The sequence below is a fragment of the Nostoc sp. genome, from assembly GCF_035638895.1.
GTDB lineage: Bacteria > Cyanobacteriota > Cyanobacteriia > Cyanobacteriales > Nostocaceae > Nostoc.
Map to the genome: position 1 here is coordinate 1 of NZ_DASQZC010000420.1, position 12,645 is coordinate 12,645.

A 12,645-nucleotide genomic window follows, 5' to 3' on the forward strand; every position below is an offset into this window, starting at 1 on the left:
AAACGGCGAAGTAGTGACCTTCGGATGGGAATAAAACGATGACGCAATCTAACACCATTAAACAGCAGCAAGCGCAAAGAATATTAGAATTATTTGCGATCGCACGTCAGCGATATTTAGATGCAGGAGGAAATCCTCGACGTACCCCAAGAGGACTTAAGGGAGATGATTATATGACAGATGAGGAAAGGCAAGAAGCATTGGTATTAGGAAGGCAAATTTTCCCACAAGAATATATTGATAATACAGCACGCAGCATCAAATATCCTCCCGTGGAAAGCTAGCCCATTCTTCACTACGGGCTTAGATAAGCTGTTCAACTTACAGTTTGTTAAGTGTATCATCAACTAAGAGTTGAGGTAGTGTTTTCCATCGGGGTAAGAGAAATGGATTTACGGAAGTTCCATACGAACTTGTTTGTTGACGATAGCAATGAATCTAGTGAATGGGAGTGGGTCGCTGATTTAAGTGATGAAGCGGAGTTTCTGGAAAACCTGCGCTACTGGCAAATTGTTAGATATAAGTTTAACCAAACTTATTTAGTCAGTCTTGATTCGGATTACCAAGTTAGTTTTCTGGACTTTCTGTGTTTCACTGATCGTATTTTCAATATATACAGGTGGGCAACACCAGAAAGTTTCTATGAACTCACAGGGCTGCTATTATGTTTATTGTCAATTCAAAAAAAATATATATTACATAAGCAATGTCCTTATAGAGTTACTTTAATATCAGGATTGCCAGAAGATTTATTAGAAGATATTTTGAAGGCACATACAACTTTACAAAAACGTTTCAGTTAAACTAACTGAAACCCAACAATCAACACTTAATACCCATCGGTTATTTCGACTCTACAGGATCTCGACGTGATATTGTAAAGCAACATACTGCTGCTAAATCATTTTGACTTTAAAGAGATTGCTTGATGCCAAACTCATGCCATGTTTACCTATTACAGAATGGGCAACATCAAGTCCTAAACATTCCTAATGAATTTGCTCTATCCAGCACAGAAGTTTTGTTACGCAAAGAAGGTAATCGATTAATCATCGAACCCATTTCTTCCGGTTCTCTACTTTCACTGCTTGCCACTTTGGAAGACATTACAGAAAACTTTCCTAACATAGATGAAGGGTTACTGCCACTCGATGATGTTGTGCTTTAATCCTATCTAATGACTTATCAATACCTGCTAGATACCAACATCATTTCAGATTTGGTAAGATATCCTCAAGGTTTGGTATTTCAGCGACTCGCAGCCGTAGAGGAAAACTGCATTTGTACCAGCATTATTGTGGTGTGCGAACTGCGATTTGGTGCAGCTAAAAGCGGCTCTCTGCGTCTTATTCAGCCTAATTGACTATCTTTTCTTTAGTTAAGTTCTCAGAGATAAACTCCTCTAGTTCCCACTTAGTGAACCATAAATTTTTCCTAGCGGTTAAATCCATGTATCGGCTGTAATAGCTGTAATTTGGAGTGTCGATGCTGACACTCCAGCAAGGTTCATTAGAGTTAGGCTTTCGAGTTGATTTGTTCCATTCAATAATGATTTCTGGATTAGCTTCACTCCAAAACTGATGCGGGCAAAGTTTTACTACTCGCTTCATTTGCGTTTCATCTTATTAACGCTTACTTAAATTGTGCGATCGCCAAAGTTAACAGTGGTTAGCAGTAGTTATTATGTGATAACAATGTTTCACTTAAAAAGCACATTGTCAATACATTTTTCAATGCAGTTTGTATAATTAACCCCTATTCAAAACGCAGCCTCCACAACTGTCCCCACTACACACGCTTTATTGAAATTAACGCCGCTCAAATTTGCACCTTCTAACTCTGCACAAAGTAAATTCGCTCCCGTCAAATTCGCCCCCGCCAAATTCGCCCCCCGCAAGTCAGCTTCTTCAAGGTTTGCTTCACTCAATAATGCCCCTTGCAAATCGGCGCGACTCAAATCTGCACCTTTGAGGTTTGCCCCAGTCAGGTTTGTACCACGCAAGTCAGCACCGCGCAAATCAACGCCTTGCAAGTTCACATTCATCAAATTGGCACCACTTAAAAAAGCACCCACCAATGACACATCACTGAGTCTTGCTCCCATCAAGTTAGCGCCACGCAAATTACTACCCCGCAAGTCAGCGCCCGTTAAATCTGCTTGCATCAGGTTCGCTCCCATCAAGTTCGCCCGTAAGTCAGTTTCTTGGAGGTTGGCCCCCATCAAATTTGCTCCCTCCAAATGCCCACCTTCGAGTTTGGAAGCAGCGAAATTAGTGCCAACAAGGGTAGCACCAGCAAGATTAATCCGGCTTAAATCCAGTCGAGAGAGTTCCTCGTCTTCTAAATTTGCCCCTGGAAGTTGTTTGAGTTTTCCTAATTTAATGGCTTCAATATTCATGTAAAGTAACTACCAATCTCCTCACTGATCTTGCTGTGGCTATCCCATTGGGAATCAAGTATCCAGATACCGGCGCTGACTTTGGGTGTCATGATGGGTAAGTCGAGTCCCTGTTGTAAACCCATAACTAATAAAGTTAGGGTATCTACAAGTTTAGGGTCAAAGCGGTTAGATTGTTGCTGTTTGCACTCATCTAAAGCTTGAGTAAATATCTGTTCCCGGCTTTGATTTGACGATTTTCGCTGATTGACTCGCCACTGAAAGTCTGCCAATAATGCCAAAATTCTCGACTCTAAGGGAATTTCATCTCCAGCTAAACCTGCTGGTTCCCCTGTACCATTCCACCACTCGGTTTGGTGAGTGATAATTTGGGCAACTGCTCGCAGTCTTGGCATGGTTCGCAAAACTTGCGCCCCCGGTACTAAGGGACAAGTTAGGGGACAACTGGGAGCATCTTCTTGGTAGCGTGTGGATATACCACCTGTGAGAACGCTTTCTGCCTTCTGTAATGGATCTATGCGATGTAACAAAGCCGCTAGCCGTAACCTCTTAATCTGCCATGCCGGAAGATCCAAAAGCTGGCCGATCGCTTCAGCAAGAACTACTACTTCCGCAGCTGCCATTGGATTGTTGACATCTGCCATATCCATCAGTTGCGCCATTCGCAAAAAGGCTTGGATTTCGTTAGAAACCAAGTTGCGATCTAGGGTTTGTTTCTGAAGCGCTGTAGGGATGGATAAATTATCTTGCCCAGTCTGGAGGTAATCTACTACACGGGAGACAACTGCACCTAAATTTTGGGATCTGTCCATTGACGGTACAATTTGTTGTTTATCGGCTGTGAGTTTTTCGGCCAGTTCTGGGTTGTATTTTTTGATGTGAGCGATCGCTATTTCAGCTGTCTCTTGCACTAACTCTGGCTCAAATGTCCACAAGCCATAGAATTTACGCTCTAAATCTGATGTCGGTATTCCAGTGCTGCCATAATCAGCCTCTGATAATTCTTGACAAATTACCATTGCTGTGTATTTAGGCGATAAAATAATTAAGTGCCACTCCTGAGCTACTGGATCGACTGAATCTAATGCCACTAAGTCTACATTGGGTAAAAGGCTTGTGGGATGTTCAGCAAAGCCAGATTCAGCAGCAGCCATAATGACAATTTCGCCACTACGGTGGGCGATATCTGCATATCGCCCGGCTTCTTTTAGATACCATTTACCCTGTTGGAAAGCTGTAATTACTAGGGGCGTACCGTCGTCGGTTAAGATATGGTCTTCTAGAGCATGGCACAGGGCAACTAAGGTATTTTTGTAGTAAACACCAAATCGAATTGGCCTGGTGGTGTGGCGATGGGCTGTTTCTAGCTTTTGTAGGATTGAACCTTCTAACATGGGATTGGGTGAAAATAACCGCAGAGGGGGAGTGATTAGGGTAGGGGTAGGCGCGAGACAAGGAGATGAACTTTGCTCTTGTCTAATTCTGGAAATTTTATCAAACAGCTGCTAACTGTTTGTCTTTTGTCTCTATTGGTGCAGAAAGTGCTGCTTCTAAGTCAGCACAACCTAGTTTTTCTTCTAAGATTTTCATGACTTCACGTCCGAAATCGTTAGGGTTTTGTTGCCAAGCTTGCAAACAGACTTCTCCAAAGAACGAACCAAGAGGTTCAGGATTCCAGAGGAGTTTTTTGGCTGTCCACGGCATCAAACTCATTGGATCATACCCTGGTTTGAGGATGCCTTCTTTGAAAGCGTATTCTTCTAAATGGGTATGGGGTTGCAATCCAATAAAGAAAATAGCAGGTTCGACTTTATCAGCACCAAAAATCCTTTCTAGTTCTCGGTGGTAGGCGATGGTTTGGCGGATGGTTTCGGGACGTTCGTCAATGACGTTAAAGGAGTAGTTGACGGAAACTAAATCATTAAAACCAGCTGCTTTCAAGTCGCGGCAGTTTTGCAAAACGGTTCGCAGGTTATACCCCATCCGCATTTTCCGCACGAGTTCTTGAGAACCACTGGTAATGCCGATTTCAAAATAGTTCATCCCGGTTTTCGCCATCAAGTCGCACAACTCTGGTGTCAAATTGTCGGCTCTGATATATGCTGCCCAGTGGATGTCTTTCATACCAGAATCGACGATTTTTTGCAAAAGTTCTATGGCATCGTCGATAAATTTTCTGGCTGGGATGAATTGGGCATCGGTAAACCAGAAGTTGCGAATGCCGCGATCGTACAATTGGCGCATCTCAGCCACTACTTCATCTGCTGGGTTGATGCGGACTTGTTTACCTTCAACAACAGTGTAGACGCAATAGCAGCAGTTATGAGGACAACCACGCTTAGTTTGTACACCTATATAAAAGTCTTCTTCTTGCAGGTAAAAGTTAAATTCCGGCCAGATGGTTTCGATATAGTCGTAGTTACAAGCTGTTTTTTCTAGTGGCGTGGGTTGTTCGTGAATTAGCCTTTCCCGTGGTTGAGTTTCTCCGGCAACGTAACAGCGTTCATCTCGAAAATCTTTGCCACCTAAAAGTTTTTCTAGGAGGGTTTCCCCTTCACCCACAGAAATAATTGTCCCTTGGGGTAAGCTTTTGCCCAACTGTTCGTAAAATACACTGACTGCACCACCACCTACAACTACACGGGCATTAGAATTATATTTTTGGGCACGCTTTAAACCGCGTTTGATTAAGCCCTGATTGCGCCATAATTCTACATAGTAAGCGATGAAGATTCGTAAACCGCCCAATCCCCCGCGTAGTTTCAATAGAGGATTCTTTGCGTAGTAAAATTCAAAGGCGTTTTGTAGTGGGTTCCCACCGCGTCCACCAACTGGGGCATAGATTTGAATATCACGCCACGAAAATACTAGCAGTGTCGGTTTAAATTCATCGATACAGCGATCCAGAGCAGAACTGTAGTCTAAAGGTGGCACTGTTCCCAAATCAAAAATTCGCTGTTCGATATCAGGAAACTGTTTGTGGACGTGATCGCTCAGGTAGACAACCCCAATGGGAAAGATAGGGTTACAAGGAAGGCGAACGTAAAGAATTCGATTTTCCATCATGGGTGTTTTGACTTCCATCTTGCCAATCTTTGGGGAAAGCGAGATAAATTCCAGTTTTAAAGGGTGTTTTTCTTTTGTCTACTCTTAATCTCTGACAATCTTGCTTGACATTGAAGCAAATTATTGATATGCGTGAAACTTGTGTTCACAGATGTAAAAATCAATAAAATTGCTTTCTATACCGAACGCATGGGATCAAGAGAAGTTTTATGAAGACATTTTTCATATAGCTTTACGATAACATCGAGTTCATTCATAAAGCGATGATCCCAGGCTTTTAATCCTGCGATAGATGAAACACGAAAATACACTCCTGAACTAGGCTCAAGCTAAGGGGATCTTCACCATACCTACCCTGTAATTATCTGTCTTAAAGAAGTTAAAGATTTTTTGCCAAAAATTAAAAAATGTTCATATAGTGTAAAATTGCAGACAATCCATAAATTTTTATAAAATTTTTAGAAACTGCGATATGTATTGAAAGTAAAAATAATCTATAAAAGTTCAGTTGGTAGTCGGAGCTACAGCAACTGGGGATCAGGCAATGCTAGGCTTGGCTAGTGTAATGTAAAATTGTGGCGTAAAGCTCCTCAGCAGTTATGGCTCAAATATTAGATCCTCTACCACCTGAGCAATCGGGAAAAATTCTCTGCTGCTACATTAATGCCACTAGCAAAATCCAGATAGCTCGCATCTCCAATATTCCGAACTGGTACTTTGAAAGGGTTGTTTTTCCTGGACAACGTTTAGTGTTTGAAGCTCCGCGAAAAGCTCAATTGGAGATTCATACAGGGATGATGGCAAGTGCAATTTTATCCGATAAAATTCCGTGCGATCGCCTAATGCTCGACGAACCCAGCGTTTATGAGTTTGATACAGACTCATCAGATGAAAAAGACCTTATTAATACCAGGTCTATAGTGCAGCAAATTAATACAAAAATCGGAGATACTACAAAACCCTTACAAATCGTTGGTTTAGCATCGGTTGATTAAAAAAAAAATTTACTACATTTAAGGGTTGCTAATTCAGCAGCCTTTTTTGTTTATTGGGTATTGGGTATTGGGTATTGGGCATTGGGCTTGGTTATTCTCCTTTTCTTCTTTGTCCTCCCCTGCTCCCTCATCTCCCCCATCTCATTTACAATCAATCTTATGAATCTGCCTTCATTTCTTTGGTTGTGGAAAATAGCCGCCTGGTCAATGGGGTTGTCCCTGCTGGCATATCTGATGTTAGCAGTCACCGGCGCTTGGATGTTTCGGGCGAGAACTTCGCAGCAATTCCCTTTTAATACCCCATTTCTGGGCGGAAATAAAGGGGTGCGATCGCTCCACTATACAATGGGCATCAGCATGGTAAGTTTAGTACTACTACTGCTAGCAGTCGGTATTGTTGGCACTCTCGGTCACTTTGGCTCCTTGGGTCATTCATCACATTTAGTTGCTGGATTGATAGTAGTAGCATTAGTTTTACTATCTGCTTTCAGCGCAACGCAAATTAGTGCCGGACGACCTTGGGCTAGACCCTTACACGTCGGCGTAAATATTATTCTATTTATAGGATTTGCCTGGGTATCGCTTACTGGTTGGATTGTAGTGCAAAAATATTTACCCTGAAAAATTACAAATTACGTTAGCGAAGCGGTAGCGAGTCTTCTCCCAAGGGGAGACGCCAAGGGCGATAGCGCAGCGTTAGCGAGTCATCGAGCGTCACGAGCGTCATTACGAATTACGAATTACGAATTACGAATTATTAAAGTGGCATAGCTCTATATACGGCAGTCGAGGTAGGACATAGACCTACCGTACAATGAAGAAAAGCATTGTAATTGAGCCGTGACAGCAAACTCAGCCAATATTTCAGCTTCTGTATTTCGTCTGTCTCCTTTGATTCGGATGACGCTGCTGAGTCTATACATAGCACTCACAGTTCCATTACCCTTCTTATCGCAGGTAACAGCTGCACCAGTACCCCCAAAATTATTGTGGATAGGAATTAGCATCGGCTTCGTTGCCTTGTATGCTGTATTGACTGAACGAGTAACGGTAGATGACCAGGGAATTCAGGTTACTTACCCCGCCTGGGTACCTAGCTTTTTTCGTAAAGGCTGGTTTTTACCTTGGTCAGAAGTGAAAGAGTTAAAACCCCGCACCACTGGTCAAGGAGGAATAGTTTATTACTTTGTCAGCCAGGATGGGAAAGCTTATTTACTACCGATGCGTGTAGCCGGATTTGCCCGTTTCGTGCTAATTGTCCAAGCAAAGACGGGCATTGATACTACAGATGTTCGCCCTTTAGCGCAGCCGTGGATGTACTTGATTTTACTAGTATTAACATTGCTGTTACTATTGGTCGATGGCTGGGCGATCGCTACAGCATTAACTACCAAACAATTAACTTAAAATTGGGCATGGGAGATTGGTTATTTCTTCCCCACTCCCGACTCCCTATTCCCCACTCCCCACTCCCCTTGAATACAGCAAAAGCCACACTCAGGCTAGAGCAAATTAACCTGTTTACAAAGCTGAAAACCCAACTTCCAGGCAATCAGCAAGGATACCCCATATTGCAAGATATCTCCTTGGAAGTATTGCAGGGCGAACGCATTGCCATTGTAGGGACAGTAGGTGCTGGAAAAACTTCGTTATTACGACTCCTCAACCGCCTAATTGAACCCACTAGTGGCAAAATCTATCTAGAAAACCAAGAATATCGCCAAATTCCCGTCATCCAGCTACGCCAGATGCTTGTACTTGTATTGCAAGAATCAAAGCTGTTGGGGATGACAGTTGGGCAAGTGTTGGCTTATCCTTTAGTTTTGCGTGGTTTATCCAAACAGACAATTGAGCAACGAGTCAGTCACTGGATAGAACAACTGCATATTCCTAGTGAATGGTTGGGGCGAACAGAGGTGCAGCTTTCTGCGGGACAACGACAACTAGTAGCGATCGCTCGTGCCTTAGTCATCCAGCCTAAAATATTACTATTAGACGAGCCAACCTCTGCCCTTGATGCTGGTACAGCTTCTCATCTAATGCAAGTCTTAACCCAGTTAAGTCAAACTCATCAAACCACGATTTTCATGGTAAACCACCAACTGGAACTAGCTCAGATGTTTTGTACTCAGTTATTGCATCTACACCAAGGTCATTTATTGGCAAATCAAAAAGTCTCTGAAATAAACTGGGTTGAATTACGAGAAAGCTTAATTCAAGCAGAAGCTCAAGACGATTTTGGATTTTAAATTTTCATTAGTCAATCGTCATTGGGCATTAAGAGTGCTGTTAGCGGTAGCGAGGCGTTTAGCCCGTGCTGAGTTAAGAGTTAATAATTATCCCCTCATCCCCCACTCCCCACTCCCCACTCCCTACTCCCCACTCCCCATTCCCATCACACACTACTAAGCGTTGAACGTTGATTATTAAATCTCTCTCTACCTAACTTTGTTGTTTGTGATTGTGAAACATTGCTATTCAAAATTTCCATGTTAAAACGGTATCCTACATTGCGGATAGTTTGAATCAAGTTGGGTTGGCGAGGGTCAAGTTCAACCTTTTTCCGCAACGATAAAACGTGAGTATCAATGGTGCGAGGGTTATCGATAGCATCAGGCCAAGCACGGCGCAGTAATTCTGACCTACTCAGAGGCACTCCCCCAGCTTGTGCCAAAACGTACAGCAAACTGAATTCTTGAGGCGTTAAGTCAATGAACTCCCCTTGGAAGCGGACACGGCGCTGAACTAAATCGATTTGCAAAGTGCCATAATCCAAATAAGCTGGTGCAGTAGGTGTGCGCTTCCGGCGAATTAGTGCCTCTACCCGTGCTAAAAACTCTTGCATTCCAAAAGGTTTGCTCAGATAATCATCTGCGCCCGCCTTTAAACCTGCGACAATATCACCTTCAGTATTACGGGCAGATAGCATTAAGATTAGAGGTTGCTGCTGACGATGCAACCAACGACAAAACTCAATGCCATCACCATCAGGCAGGTCTGCATCTAAAACTACCAGTGTTGGTTGATGGCTTAAAAATACTTCCCTTGCTTGATAAATGCTGGCAGCTTGATGTACACGGTATTCCAGTTGTTGCAAGTGCCAACCCAACAACGACCTCAGATGGGGATTCCCCTCAATGATTTCTATACAAACCGAACCCACAGTGGCAAGACCCCTTAGCGTCGATGACTTTCAAAGTAACAAGCTCATCTCTAAGGTTTTGTAGCCTTTGTTACTTCAATAGCTATTGGCTTTACATTTCCTCATAACAAAAGTGGCAATATGTTTGAATTTATGCCTTGCCAAAGGCAATTAGAAATATTCTTAAATTTTTATTAAATTTATCGAAATATTTGCTAAACTTATGAAAAGTTCTTCTAGCTTAACATTCTGCTTTTAGATAGATATCATTTCCCAGAAAACTATAGCCTAAGCAGCTAGCTATTAACACAGTAGTTTTGTAACCTGATAATAAAAGTTGATTCTATCTTGCGGAACTTAGTTCCTATACCCACGAATGTATCAACAATACAATTTAGCTGAAGAGTTATGAAAATCATAAAAATAACTTAGCAGATAACTAGAATCGATGTTTTCTGGAATAGGATTAGAGTAGCTTGTAGCTGCTAGGAGGGTACTGCCCAAAGTAGATGTGTTGACTTTGAGTTAATGCCAAAGTGAAATTACAGTTCACATTTGAGCGTAAATCATTTACAATTCTCATTCCAAAGAGTTTAATACAGCAGTTATGCTCCAAGACACACAAACCATCCGCTATTACCAAAGACTCACCGACGCCTTCGTCGAGTTATGGAATCGCGGTTATCGCACGGATGACATGCGGATGTATTTGGATGGATATCTAGCCGCATTACGACATGGCAATATTCTTGAACCTATTCTGATTCATCGCTTAGAAGAGGAAGCCAGCCGCTACTTGTACGATGGATCAAATTTTGCAGTGCCGCAACCACAGCCACAACCCGATTACTACTAAGTACTATTTACTTAGTCGCTGATAGTAACCGTTAATTACCGCAGATAATCATAGCATATTATCTCTATTGGTCAACTGGTGCCGTGGTGTGAGATTTAGAGATATTGTATTGATAAAACCCATCCCCTCAGCCCTATATTGGTCTTGCCAATGCGACTGAGGGGATTGTTGACTATGAAATCAAGCCAACATAGAGCAAGTATTTTTTTCATAAGGGACTAATCTTGTGGGATGGACTGAAAAGCCCGCCTTGGGCTACGGGCACTCATGTCACCCACTCCACAAGAAAGAAGTAGAGTATTATTTATTTGGAAGTGTCTAAACCCATTAAAAACCCTTGAAAGGGGAGATAAGCTGTTATGTATACAACTTGCACAATCAGGGCGGGCAAGATGCCCACCCCACAAGCATTTTGAAAAAATATTAGTGCAAATTAAAGGCGCAACAGCTTACTATTTCTCTGACCTTTCAAGGATATTAAAACAATTCGCAATTCGCAATTCGCAATTCGCAATTCGCAATTCGCAATTACGTTTCGTGACGGGGATTTAGACCCCGACACAAAACCTGCTGCCTGTAGAGACAGGGGACTTAAACCCCCACCACTTGTTAAAAATGGCAAATTGCCTTGATTGCAAAACGCAAATTTAGCGGCATACCTTCTGGTTTGCGTCAAGAAATATTATGAGGCTAAAGCTACCTCTACCTTTTGCTGCAATTCACCTTTTTGGTACAGTTCAATCAAGATGTCAGAACCGCCAACGAATTCACCATTGATATACACTTGGGGAATTGTTGGCCAGTTAGAGTATTCCTTAATTCCTTGACGGATTTCAGAGTCTGATAGAACGTCAATTGTCTCGAAGGGAACACCCAAGGTATTGAGAATCTGCACAACGTTGTTGGAGAAACCACATTGGGGCATTAATTTGTTTCCCTTCATGAAAACCATAATCTTGTTCTGTTGTAGCAAGTTATCAATTCTCTCTTTGAGTTCTGGCGTCATGGTATTTGTGTTTCCTATGTTACATTCAACGATGACGAGTAAGAAGTTAAAAATTCATAACTCCTAACTCCTAATTCCTAACTCTATGTTTAGGAAGCTGGTGTTGCTTGCCAAGATTCAGGAGTATATGTTTTTACTGCCAAGGCATGAATTGCTTCGGTTGACATAGCTTGCCCCAAAGCACCATAAACTAACTGGTGCTGTTGCACTAGTCCCTTACCTGCAAAGTGCGATGAAACTACTGTTACCTGATAGTGGTCACCGCCACCAGTCAAGTCTTGCACCTGAACCTGGGCGTCTGGCAGTTCCGCCTTGATCATTGCCTCAACCTGCTGCGGACTAATCATCGCTATTCCTGAAAAAACTTACTTTTCTATTATTAACAGATATAGAGCAATGACTGTACCAAGTTCAGGTTTTGGCAAGGCTAGAGATAAACGCAGCTCTGAGGTGGATTTTTGAAGACGCTGCCTCAAAGCTACAGTAGATAATCCTATCCTAGCACTGGAAAGTTCTCAAGCTGCTGCTTAGGGAGATGGGGGAGATGAGGGAGCAGGGGGAGCAGGGGAAGTAGGGGAAAACAGACAAGAAAAATTTAATTTATTTTTTTGGGGATGAGGAAGATGAAGCACCACCTTCTCTGGGATAGGGAGAATCAACAAAACCCAATTCAAATAACTGTTTATAGGCTTTCTTACCTAAATCGCGCGTCGGGTTTTGACTCTTAATTATTTGAATCAACAACGGTACAGCTAATTCTGGCTGATTTTGTGCGCGATGTACCAATGCTAGCTGAAAGGTGGCTTCATCTCGCTTCTGCGCTGTTACTAGAGCTTTCTGGCGCTGAGAATCAGAAACTCTATTGTCAATTCCCGAAAAGCTAGAGTTTAATTCTTGATAAAAATTAGATAGCTGATTATAAACCTGACGTGCTTCTTGCAGTTTCTTGGCAGCTAAGGGGTAGTTTTGAGCAGAAACGGCTTGGTCTGCCTCTTTCAGTAAACGATCGCCACCTTGAATGCTCAAAAGGCTGTTACTTTGGGTTATGGGGCGCAGGTTATTGGGATCGTTGGGGTCAATGGGTTGTGGGCTAGTAGTGCCTGGTAACTGTGATACCTGAGCATTCACAGGTGATAGCAGGCTGAGGACTGCTATGACTGATAAAAGAGTACGGTGCATCAA

17 protein-coding genes are annotated in these 12,645 nt (G+C 42.5%); 9 read left to right on the top strand and 8 right to left on the bottom strand.

Annotated features, from left to right (window positions below; all coding sequences use genetic code 11):
• Positions 1-38: 38 nt before the first annotated feature.
• From VE944_RS20975 to VE944_RS20990, 4 genes are all read left to right on the top strand, one after another.
• Positions 39-284, top strand: coding sequence for a hypothetical protein (locus VE944_RS20975; RefSeq protein ID WP_229465229.1), 246 nt, complete (start codon positions 39-41; stop codon positions 282-284).
• A 102-nt stretch (positions 285-386) separates the two neighbouring features.
• On the top strand, positions 387-803 hold the full coding sequence (locus VE944_RS20980; protein WP_324981357.1) for a hypothetical protein: 417 nt from the start codon (positions 387-389) through the stop codon (positions 801-803).
• Positions 804-928: 125 nt separating this feature from the next.
• On the top strand, positions 929-1,168 hold the full coding sequence (locus tag VE944_RS20985; protein WP_324981360.1) for an antitoxin: 240 nt from the start codon (positions 929-931) through the stop codon (positions 1,166-1,168).
• A 9-nt stretch (positions 1,169-1,177) separates the two neighbouring features.
• A complete protein-coding gene (locus VE944_RS20990) occupies positions 1,178-1,363 on the top strand; it encodes a PIN domain-containing protein (RefSeq protein WP_324981363.1) in 186 nt (61 codons plus the stop codon).
• On the opposite strand, the gene VE944_RS20995 is transcribed toward VE944_RS20990, so the two are convergent.
• From VE944_RS20995 to VE944_RS21010, 4 genes are all read right to left on the bottom strand, one after another.
• Positions 1,356-1,610, bottom strand: coding sequence for a hypothetical protein (locus tag VE944_RS20995; protein WP_324981366.1), 255 nt, complete (start codon positions 1,608-1,610; stop codon positions 1,356-1,358). The genes VE944_RS20990 and VE944_RS20995 overlap by 8 nt on opposite strands.
• Before the next feature lie 149 nt (positions 1,611-1,759).
• A complete protein-coding gene (locus tag VE944_RS21000) occupies positions 1,760-2,398 on the bottom strand; it encodes a pentapeptide repeat-containing protein (RefSeq protein ID WP_324981369.1) in 639 nt (212 codons plus the stop codon).
• Positions 2,395-3,792, bottom strand: coding sequence for a DICT sensory domain-containing protein (locus tag VE944_RS21005; RefSeq protein ID WP_324981372.1), 1,398 nt, complete (start codon positions 3,790-3,792; stop codon positions 2,395-2,397). Before VE944_RS21005 ends, VE944_RS21000 begins: the two co-directional genes overlap by 4 nt.
• A gap of 100 nt (positions 3,793-3,892) precedes the next feature.
• On the bottom strand, positions 3,893-5,482 hold the full coding sequence (locus VE944_RS21010; protein WP_324981375.1) for a photosystem II high light acclimation radical SAM protein: 1,590 nt from the start codon (positions 5,480-5,482) through the stop codon (positions 3,893-3,895).
• Between the two features lie 581 nt (positions 5,483-6,063).
• On the opposite strand from VE944_RS21010, the gene VE944_RS21015 reads away from it, so the two are divergent.
• The 4 genes from VE944_RS21015 to VE944_RS21030 all read left to right on the top strand — a co-directional run bounded on the left by VE944_RS21015 (position 6,064) and on the right by VE944_RS21030 (position 8,708).
• Positions 6,064-6,459, top strand: a complete 396-nt coding sequence (locus VE944_RS21015; protein WP_324981378.1) for a DUF1830 domain-containing protein — start codon at positions 6,064-6,066, stop codon at positions 6,457-6,459.
• Positions 6,460-6,618: 159 nt separating this feature from the next.
• Positions 6,619-7,080: a DUF4079 domain-containing protein gene (locus tag VE944_RS21020; protein ID WP_324981381.1), complete on the top strand. Its 462-nt coding sequence runs from the start codon at positions 6,619-6,621 to the stop codon at positions 7,078-7,080.
• Positions 7,081-7,299: 219 nt separating this feature from the next.
• Positions 7,300-7,866, top strand: coding sequence for a hypothetical protein (locus VE944_RS21025; protein WP_324981384.1), 567 nt, complete (start codon positions 7,300-7,302; stop codon positions 7,864-7,866).
• Complete coding sequence (locus VE944_RS21030; protein ID WP_324981387.1) at positions 7,770-8,708, top strand: ABC transporter ATP-binding protein; 939 nt, start codon at positions 7,770-7,772, stop codon at positions 8,706-8,708. The genes VE944_RS21025 and VE944_RS21030 overlap by 97 nt, the downstream gene beginning before the upstream one ends.
• Before the next feature lie 146 nt (positions 8,709-8,854).
• On the opposite strand, the gene VE944_RS21035 is transcribed toward VE944_RS21030, so the two are convergent.
• Complete coding sequence (locus VE944_RS21035; protein ID WP_324981390.1) at positions 8,855-9,622, bottom strand: response regulator transcription factor; 768 nt, start codon at positions 9,620-9,622, stop codon at positions 8,855-8,857.
• Positions 9,623-10,208: 586 nt separating this feature from the next.
• On the opposite strand from VE944_RS21035, the gene VE944_RS21040 reads away from it, so the two are divergent.
• Positions 10,209-10,457 carry a DUF6761 family protein gene (locus VE944_RS21040; protein ID WP_190938947.1) on the top strand — a complete coding sequence of 83 codons (249 nt, stop codon included), beginning with the start codon at positions 10,209-10,211 and terminating at the stop codon, positions 10,455-10,457.
• A 682-nt stretch (positions 10,458-11,139) separates the two neighbouring features.
• Here the strand turns inward: VE944_RS21040 and grxD are convergent.
• The 3 genes from grxD to VE944_RS21055 form a co-directional block, all read right to left on the bottom strand.
• Complete coding sequence (gene grxD / locus VE944_RS21045) at positions 11,140-11,463, bottom strand: Grx4 family monothiol glutaredoxin (RefSeq protein WP_324981395.1); 324 nt, start codon at positions 11,461-11,463, stop codon at positions 11,140-11,142.
• An 89-nt stretch (positions 11,464-11,552) separates the two neighbouring features.
• Complete coding sequence (locus tag VE944_RS21050) at positions 11,553-11,810, bottom strand: BolA family protein (protein ID WP_100899811.1); 258 nt, start codon at positions 11,808-11,810, stop codon at positions 11,553-11,555.
• Between the two features lie 253 nt (positions 11,811-12,063).
• Complete coding sequence (locus VE944_RS21055) at positions 12,064-12,642, bottom strand: hypothetical protein (protein ID WP_324981399.1); 579 nt, start codon at positions 12,640-12,642, stop codon at positions 12,064-12,066.
• Positions 12,643-12,645: the final 3 nt, after the last annotated feature.